Origin of the sequence: Paenibacillus sp. P3E (assembly GCF_001909045.1) — a bacterium.
GTDB classification, from domain to species: domain Bacteria; phylum Bacillota; class Bacilli; order Paenibacillales; family Paenibacillaceae; genus Paenibacillus_AQ; species Paenibacillus_AQ helianthi.
The window spans coordinates 24859-43486 of the sequence record NZ_LVWH01000126.1 but is presented as its reverse complement, the minus strand read 5'-3'; the positions used below and the strand labels follow the sequence as shown (position 1 = coordinate 43486).

The 18628-nt window shown below is 45.3% G+C and carries 19 protein-coding genes; all 19 read right to left on the bottom strand.

Going from position 1 to position 18628, the window contains the following annotated elements:
- Positions 1–710: 710 nt before the first annotated feature.
- Positions 711–986, bottom strand: a complete 276-nt coding sequence (locus A3842_RS11730) for a holin (RefSeq protein ID WP_074084875.1) — start codon at positions 984–986, stop codon at positions 711–713.
- 12 nt (positions 987–998) lie between these two features.
- The gene (locus A3842_RS11725; protein ID WP_074101546.1) at positions 999–2186 is read right to left on the bottom strand and encodes an N-acetylmuramoyl-L-alanine amidase family protein; all 1188 of its coding nucleotides are present in this window, start codon (positions 2184–2186) and stop codon (positions 999–1001) included.
- Between the two features lie 117 nt (positions 2187–2303).
- The gene (locus A3842_RS11720; RefSeq protein ID WP_074101545.1) at positions 2304–6494 is read right to left on the bottom strand and encodes a hypothetical protein; all 4191 of its coding nucleotides are present in this window, start codon (positions 6492–6494) and stop codon (positions 2304–2306) included.
- A gap of 4 nt (positions 6495–6498) precedes the next feature.
- Positions 6499–7080 (bottom strand): VgrG-related protein, encoded by a 582-nt coding sequence (locus tag A3842_RS11715; RefSeq protein ID WP_074101544.1) that lies wholly within the window; start codon positions 7078–7080, stop codon positions 6499–6501.
- A 41-nt stretch (positions 7081–7121) separates the two neighbouring features.
- The gene (locus tag A3842_RS11710; protein ID WP_074101543.1) at positions 7122–8669 is read right to left on the bottom strand and encodes a hypothetical protein; all 1548 of its coding nucleotides are present in this window, start codon (positions 8667–8669) and stop codon (positions 7122–7124) included.
- Between the two features lie 276 nt (positions 8670–8945).
- On the bottom strand, positions 8946–9035 hold the full coding sequence (locus tag A3842_RS33770) for a putative holin-like toxin (RefSeq protein ID WP_221621534.1): 90 nt from the start codon (positions 9033–9035) through the stop codon (positions 8946–8948).
- Between the two features lie 124 nt (positions 9036–9159).
- Complete coding sequence (locus A3842_RS32000) at positions 9160–9396, bottom strand: hypothetical protein (RefSeq protein ID WP_143186256.1); 237 nt, start codon at positions 9394–9396, stop codon at positions 9160–9162.
- Positions 9393–9905, bottom strand: coding sequence for a hypothetical protein (locus A3842_RS11705; RefSeq protein ID WP_074101542.1), 513 nt, complete (start codon positions 9903–9905; stop codon positions 9393–9395). Before A3842_RS11705 ends, A3842_RS32000 begins: the two co-directional genes overlap by 4 nt.
- 39 nt (positions 9906–9944) lie before the next feature.
- Positions 9945–10631: a hypothetical protein gene (locus A3842_RS11700; RefSeq protein WP_074101541.1), complete on the bottom strand. Its 687-nt coding sequence runs from the start codon at positions 10629–10631 to the stop codon at positions 9945–9947.
- A 10-nt stretch (positions 10632–10641) separates the two neighbouring features.
- Entirely contained in the window at positions 10642–11730 is a 1089-nt protein-coding gene (locus tag A3842_RS11695) for a hypothetical protein (protein ID WP_256701670.1), read from the bottom strand.
- Between the two features lie 310 nt (positions 11731–12040).
- Positions 12041–12604, bottom strand: a complete 564-nt coding sequence (locus A3842_RS11690; protein WP_074101539.1) for a phage adaptor protein — start codon at positions 12602–12604, stop codon at positions 12041–12043.
- Between the two features lie 30 nt (positions 12605–12634).
- Entirely contained in the window at positions 12635–14659 is a 2025-nt protein-coding gene (locus A3842_RS11685) for a glycosyl hydrolase family 28-related protein (RefSeq protein WP_083609565.1), read from the bottom strand.
- On the bottom strand, positions 14628–15239 hold the full coding sequence (locus A3842_RS11680; protein WP_074101537.1) for a phage adaptor protein: 612 nt from the start codon (positions 15237–15239) through the stop codon (positions 14628–14630). Before A3842_RS11680 ends, A3842_RS11685 begins: the two co-directional genes overlap by 32 nt.
- 11 nt (positions 15240–15250) lie before the next feature.
- Positions 15251–15505, bottom strand: coding sequence for a hypothetical protein (locus tag A3842_RS11675; RefSeq protein ID WP_143186255.1), 255 nt, complete (start codon positions 15503–15505; stop codon positions 15251–15253).
- 203 nt (positions 15506–15708) lie between these two features.
- Positions 15709–15891, bottom strand: coding sequence for a hypothetical protein (locus A3842_RS11670; RefSeq protein ID WP_074101535.1), 183 nt, complete (start codon positions 15889–15891; stop codon positions 15709–15711).
- A 5-nt stretch (positions 15892–15896) separates the two neighbouring features.
- A complete protein-coding gene (locus tag A3842_RS11665; protein WP_074101534.1) occupies positions 15897–16214 on the bottom strand; it encodes a hypothetical protein in 318 nt (105 codons plus the stop codon).
- Between the two features lie 11 nt (positions 16215–16225).
- The gene (locus tag A3842_RS11660) at positions 16226–17185 is read right to left on the bottom strand and encodes a Mu-like prophage major head subunit gpT family protein (protein ID WP_074101533.1); all 960 of its coding nucleotides are present in this window, start codon (positions 17183–17185) and stop codon (positions 16226–16228) included.
- Between the two features lie 17 nt (positions 17186–17202).
- Positions 17203–17616, bottom strand: a complete 414-nt coding sequence (locus A3842_RS11655; RefSeq protein WP_074101532.1) for a hypothetical protein — start codon at positions 17614–17616, stop codon at positions 17203–17205.
- Positions 17617–17627: 11 nt separating this feature from the next.
- Positions 17628–18557 (bottom strand): hypothetical protein, encoded by a 930-nt coding sequence (locus A3842_RS11650; protein ID WP_074101531.1) that lies wholly within the window; start codon positions 18555–18557, stop codon positions 17628–17630.
- Positions 18558–18628 lie beyond the last annotated feature (71 nt).

The window sequence follows — 18628 nt, the reverse complement described above, 5'->3', positions numbered from 1 at the left end:
AAATGACAACAATTTTAATTAAATTCCATCTGGTGTATGAATCTCATCTATTTCTTATGCCCAAAATGTTATGAAATAAGTATCCATTGCCTCCATATCTGGGGTATGATAAAAATACCTTGTATTATTTGTAACATCTTTTGGTCTATATCTGTTGCTTAGGAATTCACGCTGTATTTATAGTGTTTTAAGGGTCTTCGTTCAGATTTAAATTGTAATATTTTTTGGTTTATATCGGTCTATATCGGTTAAGTTTGTTACTCTTCCGTTACCCGAGTAACATTATTGTCCACAATGTGGATAACTAATGCGCGTTCCGTAAATATGCTGGCATGGCATCCACGAATGTCCATGCACCCTTGTGGTGGACATATCGGTATGATGTACCACCCTGTTCAATGTATATGACTTGGTTAGCTTCTGGATCGCGTGGTAACGGTGTACCTTTATCGCCGGTAGCCACGCCCACCCACCTGTGCAACTCTTCATAGGTTGAAGCTCGATGTAGTATAGCCTCTGGCGTGCATTCGGGCCATCCTCCACGCTTCAGGACATACTCACACACTTGTTGTGCCATGTCTATGTTAACCAGATCTGGTTTGATGGGCATTTGATCACCTCAAATGCAGTATAACGCAAAAAAGCCCCTGCACTATACAGAGGCTCGTCCATCACAACGTTACTTGGTCGTACATTAATTTTAACATTAACTACTTGGAATTAGTAGTGCCTGGATTATTTTTAAATAGCTCAAAAAGACCGGTTGCCGACAGACCAGCGAATGCCCCAGCCCATAGGCGAGGCACTAATTCTAGATCCGTAAAGATAAAAGCAGCATATCCAGCGCCTAATCCAAGCAAGAGTCCGATGATTGGGATTAAATTCTTCGGAAGGGTAACCGTAGCCTTCACCAGATTGAGCAGCGCCACGACGATTACAGACAATGCAGACGCAAAGGCCATTACTTGAGCAAGCAAATCATTCATTTTAAGCCCTCCTTATAATGTGTAAATGAGTACACGTTTGGTGTTAATTGCATCCGGGTCCAGGAACACGCTGCGGACAACGCCTAGGTCCCGCAGATCCGTACTTTTAATGTAGCTGGTACCGTCATAATTCTTCGTATCAACTTTTGTGTCACCGACATAAATACTACGCAAAGCATATGACCACTTTGCACCAAGTGCATTGAGAACAAGTTTAGCCGGTACCCAACTTTTACCCTCGATCAGCAGACCATCATAGTTGACCTCGTTCATAATCACATCTACTGGATATGTTCCGGTAGGTGTTTTTCTAACTCCATACTTCACGCCCAGGTATTCGCAGATCCCTTGAGCCATTGCCACGGCGAGTTTATTTTGAAAATCTTCATTAAAGAGCAAAGCTTCTTCTTCAGGATTAGTTAAGAATCCAGGTTCAATCAGCGCGGCTGGCATGGTCGTGTTACGGCACACAGACAGGTTCTGGTACCTGCACTTGCGGTCAGTCAGTCCCGTTGCTGCCATTAGGTATTTGTGAATGATCGTTGCAAATGGTTTATCAATATCCTTTGTATATAGCGTCTCAGATCCTTTTGATTCCGCATCTCCAGCGTTTGCGTGGATAGATAGGAATACATCTGCACCAGCCTTATTAGCGATCTTGGCGCGATCCACAAGCTCTACAAACACGTCTGTTGAGCGCGTTAGTATTACATTTATCTCAGGATTATTCTTCAATAACTCTTTTACTTTAAGGACCATTGCAAGGTTAAAGTCCTTCTCAAGCTTACCGGATTCACCTATACCTCCAGAGTCTTTCTTTCCATGACCACCGTCAATTATGGCTGTCTTCATCGGGTACCGCCTTTCCGGGCCTATGCCCTCCTGTGATAATGTCGATGATGTAGTTAAGTTCATCGGATCCACTTTTGCGGATCGTTTCATACGCCCATACTGCTTCGTCGGCTGCCATTTTCGACCACCTAACAATTCGATTTGGTTTGTCGCCCATCTGCGCCAGTCCTCGTTTTCGTCTGCGAGATAAGGGAAATGTCCGGTCATAAACTTGCGGAACATCTTCATGCCACTACGTTTGCCGAATAAATAAAGGGAGTACCCTATAAGGGCCTCCCACCTGAAATCTTTGAGGTTACGAAGAATGAAATAAATCAGATCGTACAGCGTGTCTATTGTTCCCCACATCGTCTTCACCGCCGTACAGTAATCGGTCCCTGACCTCGGGCCCACAAAAAAGCAGCACCAGATAGAGAGTCTCGTCTGATACTGCTGAGTTTAAAAATTCTGTTTCATCGAATTCGATCATGGCTTAGCCTGCAGTCTAGGATACTCTTTTAGTAATTCCTTCTTAGCTTTGCTGCCTGAATCAGTGAGTTTTTTATTAATGCTTTTGATCTTTGATTTATCAGACAATGATTCTTTAACTTTACCAAGACTTTTATTAGTGAATTCACCTTGGAGTTGAGATAGCCGGGAAAATTCTTCTCCAGTTAGTGGTAAACCGTTTACCTTCTTATTAGGTACACGAGGAGCAACACTTTCGTCACCTGTTTCCGCGATTAGATCAACGATCATTCTAGCCTCATCAGATAGTTTGTATCTTGTTGCAAATCCAGGATTCAGAAATATATCTCCTACATCACTGTTTTGATAGTGTTTCTGTTCATTTCCTAAGGTGTCATATTTTTTAGGTAGTTTACCAGCAAAAAACGGAATCTTTGCCTGAGCCTTGTTAAGTGATTTTTCAAGAAGTGTAGGGTCCGTTGTCTCCCGTTTGGTGTTGTCTGATAACTGCTTTACTTGGTTGAAAATTGTTGGAATAAACGATGCAGGAATATCTGAAAGGATATCTGCAATCTTGTCCATTGCCGTTTGTCCAGGATAGCCCTCTGCCGCCCGTTGCAATCCTTGCAGTACAGATTGCTCAGTAAGTGTATTTACCGAACCAGAAACCGCGTCATACACGCCTCCAGCGATTCCTGTAGCCACGTTGTTTTTAGGACCTTCACCGCTTAGTGCTTTGTTGGTGTTTGCTCCTAGAGAAATCGCAATGGATACAGGCTGCATCCAGTCGTATGTGTAGAGCAAGTCTCCCTCCTTAATCTTCCCGGCTTTTTTATCAAATCCGCTGGTCACGAATCGTTCTAGTGCTGACAGATTTACTTGATATGCGCCTTTCCCTGCTGCTGTCTGAAGCGCTCTAACATCCGGGTCTTTGCTGGCTTGTCCAGTTATAATGTCATTGTCTATCAAGTAGTAACCCAATGCGCTAAGACCGAATGTACCCACGATGGCGCGGGATAGTCCCTGCACGACAGCTGCTGGGTCCTTCTTTATTCCGTTTTTAAATATGGGTCTAGCAATCTGCATCCCACTCCGTATAAACCCAGCAGGGCTATACTCCAGCGCTCTCATAAGCAATGCTCCGGGAGTCTTCGGGTATTTCAGTACAAGATCACCCAGACCGAAATCTTTTCCCAGATTAAGTCCGCGCTTAAACTTTGTCAAACCTTGAGAAATGATGTTGTTATCCTGGAACGTCACATATCGTCCGTAATCATCTGCAATTTGTCTAACGTTTTCATCCGTTTTTGCAACAAAGTTTTGCACGTACTCTTTAGAAGGTTTAACGCCTTTGTTGATAGCGTCCAGTGTAGCCATTTCACCCAAAGACTTATTAACCGCACGGCTGTATGCGGCATTGTCAAAGCTTCTGAGAGACGCGCCAAGGGCTTTTTCAGTGTACTTGAGTGGATTATACTTCCCACGGAATGCAGGGCTTGCAAGGTCAAATTGCGTTTCCAGTCCGTTGATGTTAACTCCACGCGCTCCAGCGCTACCGCCTTTGATCCAGTTGTCCCAATACTTACCTTGGTTGAAAGTTCGAAAGGTGACTGTGCGATCTGATCCGGTTAGTTTGGAACGCGCAATGTCAATGGGAGTGGACACGTATTTGTTGATGCGTTCCAGGCGGTAGAACAGCTCATTCCCCAGCACGTTACGAACCTGAGTTTTAGGATTCAGCAGTTGTGCTTGCGTCTGAGCGCTTGCTACTTTACGGAGGAACGAAGGCTTATCCATAGATTGCAGAATCGTCTGCAAGTCTTGGGATGCCACTCTCTTAGCTTCACCAGATAGTGCAGAAACCCGCTGGGCCATATTCAAAAGAGATTCTGCTTCTACTCCAGTAAGTTCCTTGTCCTTAATTACTTTTTGAGTTAGTTTTTCAGCTTCACTAATCGTCTGCCTTGTTATTTTCTTTGAGGTAATGTTAAAAGCTTCCTTTGATCTCTCATACAGTTGTTCTAGCTGCGGCTTAATATCGGATCCAAAGTCTTTCACCATTTGTTCTGACCAGTCCGCGAACCTTATCGTTCCTTTTGCTATCTTTGCCGCGCCAATTACAGCATAATCCGCCCATACGTCCAATGGCGTAGCGCTCAGGCGATTACCACGCGCTTTCAGGCGTTCTCTAGCTGCAGCTTCTTGCTCGTCAAAAAATGATTTTAAGTTATCTCTAACTCGCTTATCACTATTTTGACGAGGTGTTGCGGTTCTTTTCTTCACCTTTTCAGTCGATTCTTTAATAAATTGCTTGGATTCGTTCACAAAACGTTCTAATGTGTTTGCTTCATCCGCCGAAAGCTTGGCTCCTCCTTTGGCCCGTTCAAGGATATCGATGACGTTTGAGGAAAGGTCTTTCACTCCGGTCATTTTCTGTGTTACTCCAGCAAGGGAAACAATATCTTCAGCCATTTTAGGCGTTACTTCTGCCGGCTTTGATAGTTTGGAAGATGTTTCGTTAATGCGTTTAGCTATACGCTTAGCGTGAATCAATACACCTTCTGGTGTCAGACGGTTATAAATGGACAAAGATTGAATAAACTGACCTGCTTTGGTGGCTTGTGTCGCAATCTTATCAGCAATATCAACCGACGCTTTGTAATTTCCTTGTTTGTTGTAGTGGTCAATTAGACGTTGAGCAACTACGGAATCCTCCGCATCATATTTATCCGTATTCATTATCCGTCTGGTTTCGTCCTCAACATCACGCGCAATACGTTCGTTTGCTTTTGCAACAGTATCTGCGTTTGTGATTGGCTCATATTCGCTGTTCAGTTTGGCTTTCAGCGGCTCCGGTGTCTTTGGTGATTCCTTTAGTGTTTCCGTGAACCCTCTTTGGGCCTTTGGAGCTGGAACAGGTTCTTTTACTGTTGGCGCAACTTCATCAGCTTTAACAGTGAATCTTGGAGTTTCAACGATGTTTGCATTGTTGAATTCTGGACTCATGGAAAAAGCAATATCCTCAGGTGTCCAATCCTTAATATCTTTGTCGTATAGCGCTTGTTCGCGGGTAACAGGGACATTAGGATCACGTGCAGGAATCGGCGCTTCTGCTGCTTTGTTTACAGGCTGTGCGGGTACTTCTGCAAACGTAGGCTCAGCAATCTGAGAAGCAGGCTCTTTCACAGGATTAGGTGTGATTCTCGCTTGTACAGGATCAGTCATTGGAATTGACTCAGGCGCTGTGTTAACCGGAACTTCATTCGCCGGTGCTTCCGTAGGTGTTTTCTTGAATCGACTAGCAATAGCCGGGAATGCTTCGCCTAGTGCAGCGCCACCAGATCCAAGTACGAACCCTCCAGCGGCTCCAAATGTGGCGTTACGGGCAATCTCTTTCCCTGTATCCTGACCTTGCTGTACGCCGAATCCTGCGCCTTGTGCGGCTCCTGCAAGTCCTTCTGTCAGTCCTACGCGCGCAATGTTCTGGGCAGCATCTTTACCCGCAAACGGAACAGCTTTGGCTAGTGTGTTTACCGCTGATTGACCTACGCCTTTACTCAGCGCTTTACCTGCTGATTCATATGTGCTGCCGACAATCCCTTGTCCATATGGAGCGCCCGTTGGAATCATGGCTGGAGTCAAGTATGCGGCTGCGAAGTTGTCGATCTTATCAAGCGTTTTGTTTCCGGTAGAATCGCGCTGTACAGCTTGTGTGTCCGTCGGGAATAGGTTTGTGAGGAACTTACCTACTGTGGTATCTCTACCTAGTTTATTCAGCACCGTGGCGCCGGATTTGACTATCTCCGGCGCTTTAGATGCATCAATACGCTGCTGTTCGACTTCATATTCGTTGTGTGCTATTCCTGGAATCTTTGAAGCATTATCCGGCCCGCCTGTGCTTGCCATTATCATATTCGCAGCAGGAACTTTACCGGAAAAGTTAGTAATCGCATCATTCCCGAATGCATTTGGAGTGGTCACAAGTTGAGCCGCAGGGATTTTTCCTTTCAACGTGTCAGATACTTTTGTGCTTACATTGGCTTCGGCTTGAGTTTTAGGGATTTCTTTTGTTTTGTCCTCTGGTTTTGGTCGTGTATCCTTAATCAGACCCAGGTCCATGCGATCACCGTCGAACGCGCTGCCAGATGTTTGCTTGTCGGTGGATGTTGGCAATCCTAACTTTTTACGCTCTTCGTCAAATACGCTCACAATCTCACCCCTTCAACATTTTAAGCGCGTCGATTAGCTCTGACTTAAACCGATTCACTACGCCTTTTCTTACACTATCGGAAGATGAGGAGAAATACTTGGTTCCGTTATTTGCTCCCCGTTCTGCGTACACCCGCTGAATGATCTGCGCGTCTGACATGTTTGCAGTAATCCCAGCGTTTTTAAATACGGTTGCCGCGCCACCTGGGCCATGCTGTACTGATGTTGACCAAAGCACATCTTGTACCGCTTTTGATCGGTCAGCAATGTTCAGCCCCGTTGCTTTCTCCACCTTACCGACAGCCGGGGCATAGTGTGTAGCTAAGATGTAATTATGCTGTAGCCGCTCGAATTGTTCGGGTTCTTTCGCAGCATAATCTTTCCATGCTTGGTCAAATGTTGTACCGCCTATCGTTTTACCCGAAAAGTTAGCGAATGCGGTACTGTCTGTATCTTTGAGGTAATTCAAAAAGTTCGGCATATTCGACTTTATGATCTGGTACGATCCGTAGGACTTACCGCCAATGTCCCCTGGATTATTTGCTATTGTTGCGGGATTTCCACTGGACTCATATTTGCGCGACAATACTCCTATAGAGGCTCCTCCACCAGCAGCAGAGGAGCCACTCAGTTTCCCGAGTAGCCCTGTGGAAGTGGAATCCCATATCTGGAGTAAAGCTTTGCAATTTCGCTGTCAGGAAGACCGGACTGTAGTACTTGTGCCTTAATTGAGTCCAAATTAGTTATTTTTCCTTCATCATCACGATTTACACTCTTATCGATATAAGAAGTAGCATAAGACTCTGCAGTTACTGCAGTGGCTGCTTTTGTTGCTGCAATACTTGTATATTTCGTACCAGGATTAACACCATACGACTCAAGTCCTGCTGGTGCTGTACCTGTGGCTTTCCACACATCCATCAATTGTCCAAACTGTGAATTTGCTATGCTTGCACTGTTACCGGAGCTTGAAGAATTCGCATTTTGTTGGCTGATGGCAATTTGTTGCTGCTGTAGAGCATAATCCAGTCCATACCGGCGCGTATCTTCGTCAAATTTAGCTTTGTCAAACTGATTAGACCATCCTTGCTGACCTTCGTTGAAGTTTTGCTGGCGGTTGAAGTTTCCTTGTGATGCATTAAGTGGTGTATTCGGATCGGTAGCCTGTCTAACAAGACCCTGCCAGTCAGTCTGCGGCGTAATCACTTTACCGGTCATGTTGGACACTGCTGACGCTGCGTCCATATTTGCCTGTTTTCCTTGCAGATCCAGTTGTTGGCCTTGGAGTGTACGAATTCCCGGATTATTCACGCTTGCTTGAGCTGCCGTCTTATTGGCACCATAAAAGCTTGGATCAATGCCCAGCGACTTAAGCTGCGACCGGATTGCATCTGCCTCAGTGCTTAATTGTGTGCGTGCGTCCTTGGTGATTCCTTTTGTCTCAGCCTGTGTCTTGAGTCCTAACAGGTTCTGTATCGCTTGTTTGGCCTCTGTTGGAAGATAGTTTCCTGTTACCTGAGACTCTGTGATTGGGTTCTGGAAGTCTTGCTGGTTGTAGTCCTGGTAAAGGTTACGGTTATTTGCAATGCTGTCTTGGTACTGTTTATATGCCTGTTGTGCATACTGTGGCAAGATGTTGTTGGCTACGTTTTCTTCGCTCTGATGGGCCAGTTGGTTGGCTACTGTCTCCGAATATGAGGATTTACCCTGTCCCGTAGCTCTGAGCTGGGCATTGGTGTTCTTTTGATTGACGCTTAAGTTCTGTTGTGCCGCCCGGAGTGCTGCTTGATACGCTGGATCTGCATCGGCATTGTAGCTAAATGGTGTATTGACGAGATTGGCCTGATTGTTGAGTGCTTGATTGGCACGACTCATATTAGGATCTGGTGTCGTACTAGTGGTACCTACCATCCTCTGTGCTGCTACCCTCGCCGCGTCCGGTACTACCGGTGCTGCTGTCTTCGCCATACCCGCCGCTGTGATTGCCGCCTGTGGCAGTACTGTTGGCAGTGGAGATTGCTTTACGCCGTTCAGCGCACCTACGGCCCCTGTAGGCATCGTCAATGTCGGCTGTTTTGGTTGTGTTGCAGCCCCACCGCCGACTGTTCCGGTTGTTTTGGATGTCTGTACCGCCTTGCGTAAATTGTCCAGGTTGAATATGCTTTGTGTCGCCATGCTAACCCTCCTTTGGAATACAAAAAGGACCCCGATAGGAGTCCTTAGTCCGTTCTATGTGTTATTAAAAGTGTATCACCCGTACGCAATACTTTTTGATTATTTTTGTATCACGTTAATTAAAGCATGGCAATTATGTTGCCGCATAAAATTGGTTATGCTAAGATAAACTAAAGAAGGAGCCGTGCGCTAACACGACTCCCACGTACAATCCGCATTAAGAGCGGGCGGCTTGGCAGGCTGATCCAGAATAGACCGATCCTTACCGGGGGCGGTCTATTTCTTTTTGTTGAAGGAGAGAATAAGTATCACCAGCGTTGAGAATTGAATCATCAACATTAGTGTATCTTTCACTTCCACAGGCATCACCTCCCTTCCGGGAGATTAGCCGACCGCCCTTATGCCATTGTACTGGATTATTATAACAGACTATACTCTATTGGAGTGTGGTCTTTTTACTATCTTGAATTTCACGATGGTTAACTGGTCATCAATTTGATGCATTGTTGTTAAGGTCTTCTACACTAACTCCTTTTGTTGTATCCACCCAACCATGCGCTCTCATATATTGTTCTGTTTTACCAGTGATAATATTAACTCTTACAGCAGAGTACCCATCACCAGTTGAAGAAAATGGGAAGTATTTATATGGAGTTGGATAGATCAATAAAGCAAATGCCACAATAAGTATCAGCCCACTGACAACGATGATACCAGCCTTTTTCATTGTGCTTGCAGCGCTGCGAGTTGGGCCTGTAGATCCGCATACTGCGCTTTCAGATCAGATACCTTCTGTTGAAACTCGACATTGTCTGGTTTGTCTTTCAACTGAGCCTCTGCCATGGCAATACTACCGGCTAAAGTAGCTAATTTACCTTCTAACGATCTGATCTTATTTTCTTTTGCTTGTTCTGCAGAAACCGTAGGTCTATTAGTGACTGCTGTTGCAGACGGCGTTGGCGTTGGCGCAGGTGTGGTAGTGTTCTCTGCTGATTCGCTCATAATAATTTTCTTCCCTTCTACCTTCAAATCTACCCCAGCCGCTTCGGAAACTGCTCTTACTGGAGCATATGCAGTGCCGTTTATGATAACGGCATCCGCTACCTTAGTTCCTGCCTTTTCTACACTAAATAGCCCTTGGACTTTCTGACCTATCAAACTAGAAGAATCTGCAAATACCGATGCTCCAGCAAATAAGAGTACTCCGACTATTAATCCAGAAACAAACTTTTTCATTGATATAACCTCCGTAATGGTATTTTCCTAATAGTACCATTATCCGGGAGAAGTAGTAAATGTCCCACCTCCGCTAGTTACCGTAACTGCATGAGTATGACCAGAGTTAGATTTTGCACCAATTGCTGCCCATATAGCATCTAATTCCGACTGAAGAGAAGTACCTGTATCAACGTTAATTAATTTAGACCAAGAAGGAACAGAAACTGTTCCAGAAGCACCGCATACTATGGTTGTATTTCCACTTTGTGTTCCTAGTACTATAGGTGTGTTTGCTAAAAGACCAGTGAATCCAAATGCAGGACCAAGAATCAACGATACTGCACCAGCTTTTCGAATTACGATTGTGGGTTCACCAGTAATCCCCGGCTCAATTGTCAAATAGTTATTCGCATCAGTATACACCGCCAGCAGGTCACCATCATCATTAATCTCTGCTCTAGGGAATGCAGCTTCTCTCGTTGCAATGTAGGCTCCGTATATCTCCCCGGACGTCAGTTTACCCATGTTGGCGGTGATGGCTGATAGCTCTGTTACGTTCATACGATCTGCCGTGAGTGACTTGGCTTTCACGTTTTGAAACGAAATATCACCATTCAGCGTGAAATCCAAATCCTTGAACATAATCGCAATCTGATTGGACAGATAGTTTACATATTCGCGTAGCTCCGCAGCATCATCAGTCATCGGCGGGGATTTTAACTGTGACATCTTCCATATACCCATGATAACCCTCCTAAAATAGTGGCAGCTGCCGAACTTCACGGACCAATTCATGAATGGTAGCCGGGCCGGTACCGGATATTTTGACTCTGACGGTGTTTTGTAGCACCACACTGCGTACCGGGATGATAATACGGTCGGTGACGGACAATGGACCGGACACGGTATGAACCAGATTGAAGTCATTACCGTTTTTTGTGGTGGATAGATACACGTTGACGGTCGTACCCGTGGGAATCTCTGCGTACAGCCACAGTTTAAGCCATCGTTGGCGCTGTGACATCGTAGGATTGGTAAATGGCTTGGTGGTAAACGACCAACTTATAGGCGTTCCTGCATCGGCTGTGGACGCGCCTAGCTTTAGCACACGACCCAGGCTATCACCGATGTACATCACATCATCCAGCAGCAGATAAAATGTAGGATCAATTCCCGTCCACCTGCTCCAGCAGCCCACACCTGTGCGTGAGTCGTAGACCATAATCTCATTGGAGTGAGTGCGGAAGTACAATAGGTCCGGGTCTGATCCAGCTGCGGCATTGGTGTCCATACCCGAGAGATAACCGCCGACAATCTGCGAAAACTCCTGGTTTGGTAGGTTACCACCGGCATAATCGTAGATAGCGCTCTGATCAATGATGCGCATGATTCCACTTTGTGTTGAAGCCGATTTATTATTCACCACGCCGATATCATCAGTAATGAGCTTCGTCACAAAGCTTGACGGAACACCGCCGTACAGTTCATGCAAGCTATTGGGCATCCCTATGGTAAGTTTCGTCAGGCTACCGGACAGCATGTTCACATTTTCACCACGGGTGCTCTCAATCGTCTTGCCGTAAGATGATCCATCTAGATCAGCAAAATCATTCCATATCTCTGGTTGATCTACGGCACATGCTCGAATTTCATTGCCAAATGCTACCCATAAGCGATTTTCATAAGTCGTAATGTACTTGGCCCCGGCCGGCACACCGGATAAGTCAGCAACCGTAGATCCATCGTAGCGTTTTGCCACTATGCCATTCACACCGATCAGATTAATGTCTGCCCAATCAGAACCTTGAAACACGGTAAATGCCCACTCAGCAGACGTATTCATGCCCGTAAGGAGAGTTGTCCAGGAGCTACCGTTCCATTTCCGCCATGATCCATCGTTGAATACAGCATGTAGTTCGCTTTTCCAAGCACCTAGGCCCAGCACCCGAGTGCCAAACGTTCCTAAAACAGAATACCCAGCCCTCACAGAGAGAGCCGGGTAATCGGATGTGGACATATTAGACATGTCAGTTAGTTGTGATTCGGATATAGAGTAAGCGTCATACGTGTTAAGCCCGGCCCACTGCCTAATGCTGATAGGCTCCTGTACTCCAGTTAGCGGTTGATATTGTGTTTGCTTTCGCGGTACATAGTTAACCATTGGCGTTCACCCCGGAATATTGTGCAGCTGCTTGAGCCCACGCATTGAGGTATTGACTCTCGTATGTCGCAGCCTTACCAGTATCATCCATAGCATTAGCAAGGAATGCAGCCAGCCCCACATAATATGTCCAATGAAATTCCTCTGGAGCGTCTGGAACCGCCGTCAGCACACTTGATGTAAATGTTGTTGTTGCTATCCTGCTGTAACGTAAAACGCCCTGCAAACCGCTGGCATACGGTGCAGGACGCAAGGTTAAGACATGTGATGTGTCGTCAAAGGTGTATGTGTTCTGAAGTGGGTTCGTGGTGCCAGGGATTAGCTCCTTGTACTTGATGATGCCCACCATCACAAGATCAATGTTCTTCAGCCGCACCTCTGTTGATATGGTGTATGCTGCTTGATCCTTTACCGGCGTGAGTGACAACACCCGGGGTATCTTCACGGCGTTGAAAAAGTCCTGATTGATAGAGTTGAGCGCGATAATCTTGTCTGCTAGTGGGACTTCGTTCGGGACCAGTAGGTCGGACTCTGATATGATATCGGTAAGGTTCATAGTTCACCTCTTTCTATTGCGCAGCATAGACTATGCAAATGTTGTCTTACTAGGCATCGTAACAGTAGCCGATCCACTAACTGACCTTGTTGCTAGATAAAGATTATCTACGTCAATAAACACATTCCCGCTAGCAGCGAAACCAAATTGGTTTAGAGTTCCAGTGTCTGATGAATTTCTAACAATCTTACGCAGATGTACATTAGAAGAACCACTAGATATGAACAATTGTCTATTTACACTTTCATCAGACTTACCGATATACCTTGAAAGTGAAATATTCTCTAATGTTACACACCCAGTCATTGCCGCAAAGAAGATAACTCCGCTAATATCTGTTAGAGATGCACCATTAACAATTAGGTTTGAGTATGTTCCCGTGCCCAACATGTTAAATACCCCAGCTGATACATCGTTTGTTTGTCCGGAAATCTTGCAAGAATTAACATAGAAAGCATGATCCGTTCGGCCTAAAGAGCAGTTATCGTGAAGCTTAAATGTGTTTTGGGGAAAGTTTTTGATAGAACAGGAATTCATGCTCCCGAATATACTTGTACCTGGACTCATATCACAAAAGGTTGTACCTGTGACAGTAGAAAATTCAGAGTTATACCCGTCAAAGAAACTGTTTGTTATGTTTTTCTCTCCTGTTTCTCCTTTTTCCAGTACTTTGATTCCGACTTTACAAGCTTGTGCCTGTAAATTTGTGATATTTATTACGGATGATGTAGTTTGCTCATTGGGATAGTCTTCATCGAAGACACCATATCCAATGGCATACTCCCTGGCGCTATACAATTCAATATTGGTTCCTGAAACTATACTAGAACCAAACGCCACCTCGGTTGTGCAATTTTCAACAAACAAATCAGTAAAATACGTGTCTACACATGATGAAAATTGTATTCCTACGCCGTTTCTTTTTACTCCGTTAGAATCAGTGACACTTGTCTGCGCCCCTGAAACCCAAACGTTAGAAAGATGTAGAGAGTCGCCTTGTAGAAATAACAACGAACGAGAAGCAGATGAGTATTTTTCTGCATCATTGGAACCATCGGGATTATAACAAGTGTATTTAAAGCCTTTAATTATTGTTAACTCACCTGTGTATAAAGCGTACAAACCATAATCTTTAGAGCTATTATCTGTACGTATAAGATAGGTATTACCTTCACCATATCCTGAAATCGTAAATCCGTTTAATCTGTAATAAATCCCGCTAACGATTTTAGATAACGTTAACGCTTTATCTGTTCGATAGTATCCAATACCAAATTGCAAAACTCCCGATACGATTGAATTACGGTAGTTTGAACCGGAAGAAACGAAATTACCTGACGCTGCGCGGAAAGATTTGAGGATGTTATTTGTTTGGTCTGGTATTGTTTTTATTAGATCCAAATCATTTACTTTTGCACAAAACCAATCTGCTTTAACTGGAACTCCTCTGATAATAATTGAACTATTTGAGGTAAAATTGTTAATAAAATCATCTGTGGTATCAAAAATAGTGTGCCATTCAGCCTCAATCCCTTGATTGAAAACAACTTTGGCGTTATTGCGTATCTTCAATACAGCCCCAGCCGTAAATTTAACTAATTTGCTAAATGATATATCTGAGTTGATTAGGTAAGTTCCTCTTGGAAAATAGACCATATTACCTGCTATTTGAGTAATAATGATACTTGCGGTATCATCAATTGTTCCATTGCCTATAGCTCCGAAATTTTTAACACTATTCACAATATCCGCAAACTGTTCATCAACCACTTCAAATTTAGCATTAATCGCAATATCGGCATATTGAGTAAGCAATGATGGGTCTAATTGATTCGCCCCTACCGCGCCCAGTGCAATCTTAGGACGAGTAACCTTTAAATCGCCAATGTTATATGTCTGTGATACGTATGATTCTACCTTATTCTGCGCCCCACCTGGTGTCTCATACCGCGAATCATCCTGGTCTGCTGTATTTGGCGTGGTATTGGATGCCCAGGGGTAGCGATTTTGAATTGTCATTTTGTCACCATCTTTCCTTAACGGCGTATCGTTCATAACCACTTGTAGCAGATGTGTATTCCCGGTATATCTGCTGATACCGCATTTCAAAGTCGTTATCTCCCGGAATAATGTCACGCAGCACACCATAAACCAGCAGCATGTCAAAACTCGGTTCAAAACCAGTACCACTGTTCAGATCATCTAATGTGAGCTCACCAATTACCGGCGTGTAAAATATCTTTATCCCGTAAAACGTGTCAAACAGTGGTGGAGGGTACACACCAATCTGGCCAGCCACAAAGTAGTAATACGGACGCTTTTCCCGTTCATCAAATTGCCGGAGTGGTATTCTGCGCCAGTCCAAGGATTCGTCTTCGAATGTCTGATTGGTATATATGGCATTACGGATAGCTACCTCTGTAACACTGTCAGGAGGGCATATAAGGTTAAGTAGTCCATTGCCTACAGTTACATCAAAAGATTGATTCAGCACCTCTGATTGGGCCTGTGCGGGGCTGTAGTTACGCATGAGTCGATCACGAACTTGTGTTATCTTCCGTAAGATAGACACCACCGTAGTTGTATTCTCTGGTAGTTTCTCTACAATTTCCTCGACGACTTCTTGTACAAGCATTTCATCACCCCTTAGCTGTACGGATCGGCGTAAATACTGAGCCTGAACACGGTCGCCGCTATCGCTCCATTGACGTATTGCACCCGGAAGTATGCCGCGCAGCAAGGTTCATTGAACTTAACAGGCGTACTGGCGCTGATTGATACAGTGGTCAGCGTGTCCCAGGTTGTTCCATCGTCAGACTGTTGAAGGTTCAGCGTTCCGGTTTGATTGCTTACTACTTTTCCGCGCATGTTGTTCCACGCCGCTGTTTCGATTGACGGCATGTTTACTGTCTCGTTTGACCCGGGGTTTGTGGACGTTTTGTACTTGAGTGTCCGGTATTGGTTCAATTGCGCACCCTCTTTCTAGTATTTGCTGAAGCAACTCATTGGTTTTACACTGCTGATCATATATCGCATTCAATGCGTCGATTTCCATTCTGAATTTGTTCATGTCCGTATAAAGAAAAAAGGGAGCCGAGGCCCCCCTATTCTTTTTCCTCCATCCCACCATGATCACGAATCCAATTTACCATCGTGTTCCAAATCTTTACGCCAGCCTTTTCAGACGCGCTCATTTTATCGTTGATTCTCTGGAGAGATACATATTCAATTTTGTCTTCCTTCGCTGATCCGCCTGTTTCCCACCCAACTTTTTGCGGTTCGTTCACTCAGATCACTTCCTAATCACATGAATAGTCCATGTACCTGATGCCAGATCCACGGTGGACCCTGTTGGATTGAAGAATGATACCTTTACAGCGTTGGCAGCAGATACAAATCCGAACGCCATCACTCCCTGCATATCAGCCGGAGGGAATACTTCGACACGATCACCTAGGGCTGCACCTGTTACTGTGATGGCTGATGTAACGGCACCTGTGACCGTCGCCAAACTGGCAGGGTCAATAGTAGCCGTGGTGGAGATAAGGTTTGTCATGAAGCTTGCAGGAGAGCTGCCGACCTTTTTAATTCCAATCGATGAAACGTTCATGATAACCCTCCTTATGCTGGGAAGTTCCCATAACCCCATGCCCAGTCTACTGTACCGAACGAGCAACGCTTAACAACTTTATATTTTGCCATTTCAGTATCAAAGTCCGTAATCGAACCTGTTTCAGGCAACCGGCGGTTATACCACTTCATGGCATTCATCATGCGCGTGGAATCTGCGAGTACCCAAGCTTTGGAGTTAGTAAAGAACGGATTAACAACTACTTTAATGCTGCCATCCGCATACACGTTTGCGTTGTGGTCTGCACTTCCTGGTTCATACTTCACTTCGCTGTTTGGCAGTCCGGCAATTTGAAGCGCTATGCGGCGCAGGGCAGGTGGCACAAACAATGTATCCCCCATCGCTGCCATTAGGTTGCCTTTATCATCTTTCCATTGCTGCATAGCCACGAACGCAGCGTCGAACGTATCAATGGACAATTCAGCAACGCCTTTGTTCGACTGAGTATCAGTGCTGTTTGTAGGGCTGTATGGATGGTCAGTGGCAAACAGTGATTTACCATCTGGCAATGCAGCGTTATACGTACGACCTCTGTAATCCACTGCTGTAGTGGTCAGGATACCGTTATTTAGCCACTGTGTTCCTTGCATTTGCTGCGTCTTGTACACAGCGTCAGCCAATGAACGTATGCGGTCACGAATGGCAGTGAGCTTCAAGTCATCTACAAAGTCACGGTCAATCTCACGGCCTAAGGAATACTTCGAGTGAGTAAAGTATTTCTGCCAGAGTTGGTCCACATCTTCATATTTGACTTGGTTGTTGGAGAACTTCCAGTCCTCCATCAGACCTTCACCGCCGATCATTTCAACGGATTCAGTGGCTTTATCGGACTTCTGCACATCATACATGGATGGTACATAGTCCTTTTTGTTTGTCATTTCACGTGTATATAGTTCGCGGAACACCGGTTCCAGTACGTTTTTATCCCATTGCAATGCTGAAGATGCCATTTCTATTCCCCCTTATATTAGCTAAATGTCCGCAGTTTGACTTTTACGCGGCATGTTGTTTTATTAGTGTTGACTTCTAGTACGGAAAACGGACCGCCAGTTACATCAGATGACAACACGGACAGCCCATCCGTAGAAACGTCAGCCGTTGTCAAACCAGGGAGGAACGTTGCATCTGCAGTTCCAGTATATGGGGCATCAAACCAGTCACCTTCCCGGGCAATTACTACATCAAGGTATTGATCTGTGCCTGCTGCAAGCGTTTGGTTAGCAAATCCAGCCACTGACGCACCGTTGGTTGCCTTTGTCCATCGTCCAGATGCCAGCTTAACTGCCTCGCCAAGCACGAATGCCTCAGAGTTTGTTGCCAGGATAGAACTGATATGGTGCGTAGGAGCGCCATAATCGTTGAATGCAAATTTAAATGCCATGGTTGACTACCTCACTTTTTGATATATTTTTTTGCTGCTTTAGGATCAAGTCCAAACAATGCAAATGCACTGCTCAATTCATTGGGTACTGCGGTTTCATCATCAGCAGGAGCATCAGTTTCCACCTTCGCCCGTTTATTCAGGCGTTGTTGTTTAATAACATCCTGTTCCGTGCGTTTGCGCTCGTCTGCAATGATCTTGTCACTGTGTACCAAGCGATAAGCGTCAATCGGGTCGTAGTGGCGGTCATTTACCAACCGCTGCATCTCAGGTGTAAACCAGGGTGCCGCCGATCCGTCTGCGGGAAGCTCTTCCGTCAGTTGAGGGTACTTTGCGAACAGGTCTTGCCAGCCTTGAAGCTTTGCCTGTTCGGTTTGCTGCTGCTTCTGTGCTTCTTGTGTCGCCTTTTCGCGCTCCATCACCTCTTTTGCCTGCGCAAGCAATGGGTGATTATCCAAGAAGCTCTCAAGTTGGGTCGGATCCCAACCGGCTGCGGTGTATTCGTCGATCATTTCTTGACGAAGGGTATTGAAACTATCTTCCTTTTGTTTCACAGCTTGTTGCTCAATCGTGTCCAGATCCGTCAGGTAGTCATCTACTTTGTCATACCCCGCGAGTTTGGCGGCTCGTGTCAGGGCTGATTCGTATTTCTCCCTACGTGCGCGTTCCTTGTCCAGGCCAAATCCCTTTTGCACAAGCTCCGGGATTTCATCGTCTGAAACTTCACGATCTTGCTTGTCCACTTTCACAATGAGCTTTTTCGATTCCTCTATGGCAGGAGGATCTATTTCAGGCTCGTCTTCTTGTTCTACTTCCCCTGCTGGGTCCTCAACAACGGACGGTGTGTCTAGTCCGAATAAAGCTAAGGCATCAGATACAACAGACTCTTGTGGTTCTTGTTGAACGTCCTCGCTATGGCTGGCGACTTGTTCGTCTTCCATGGTATTTCCTCCTTATCAAATAGGCTGCTATGGCTGGCAGCAGGAATAAGCACATACAAAAGGCCCCACGC

What these genes read in the sequence shown, in the direction of transcription:
- A3842_RS11730 (WP_074084875.1), bottom strand. Translation starts at nt 986, where the DNA reads ATGAATGATTTGCTTGCTCAAGTAATGGCCTTTGCGTCTGCATTGTCT.
- A3842_RS11725 (WP_074101546.1), bottom strand. Translation starts at nt 2,186, where the DNA reads ATGTGGGGAACAATAGACACGCTGTACGATCTGATTTATTTCATTCTT.
- A3842_RS11710 (WP_074101543.1), bottom strand. Translation starts at nt 8,669, where the DNA reads ATGGCGACACAAAGCATATTCAACCTGGACAATTTACGCAAGGCGGTA.
- A3842_RS33770 (WP_221621534.1), bottom strand. Translation starts at nt 9,035, where the DNA reads ATGCCTGTGGAAGTGAAAGATACACTAATGTTGATGATTCAATTCTCA.
- A3842_RS32000 (WP_143186256.1), bottom strand. Translation starts at nt 9,396, where the DNA reads ATGAAAAAGGCTGGTATCATCGTTGTCAGTGGGCTGATACTTATTGTG.
- A3842_RS11705 (WP_074101542.1), bottom strand. Translation starts at nt 9,905, where the DNA reads ATGAAAAAGTTTGTTTCTGGATTAATAGTCGGAGTACTCTTATTTGCT.
- A3842_RS11700 (WP_074101541.1), bottom strand. Translation starts at nt 10,631, where the DNA reads ATGGGTATATGGAAGATGTCACAGTTAAAATCCCCGCCGATGACTGAT.
- A3842_RS11695 (WP_256701670.1), bottom strand. Translation starts at nt 11,730, where the DNA reads ATGAATACGTCTGCTGAGTGGGCATTTACCGTGTTTCAAGGTTCTGAT.
- A3842_RS11690 (WP_074101539.1), bottom strand. Translation starts at nt 12,604, where the DNA reads ATGAACCTTACCGATATCATATCAGAGTCCGACCTACTGGTCCCGAAC.
- A3842_RS11685 (WP_083609565.1), bottom strand. Translation starts at nt 14,659, where the DNA reads ATGAACGATACGCCGTTAAGGAAAGATGGTGACAAAATGACAATTCAA.
- A3842_RS11680 (WP_074101537.1), bottom strand. Translation starts at nt 15,239, where the DNA reads ATGCTTGTACAAGAAGTCGTCGAGGAAATTGTAGAGAAACTACCAGAG.
- A3842_RS11675 (WP_143186255.1), bottom strand. Translation starts at nt 15,505, where the DNA reads ATGCCGTCAATCGAAACAGCGGCGTGGAACAACATGCGCGGAAAAGTA.
- A3842_RS11665 (WP_074101534.1), bottom strand. Translation starts at nt 16,214, where the DNA reads ATGAACGTTTCATCGATTGGAATTAAAAAGGTCGGCAGCTCTCCTGCA.
- A3842_RS11660 (WP_074101533.1), bottom strand. Translation starts at nt 17,185, where the DNA reads ATGGCATCTTCAGCATTGCAATGGGATAAAAACGTACTGGAACCGGTG.
- A3842_RS11655 (WP_074101532.1), bottom strand. Translation starts at nt 17,616, where the DNA reads ATGGCATTTAAATTTGCATTCAACGATTATGGCGCTCCTACGCACCAT.
- A3842_RS11650 (WP_074101531.1), bottom strand. Translation starts at nt 18,557, where the DNA reads ATGGAAGACGAACAAGTCGCCAGCCATAGCGAGGACGTTCAACAAGAA.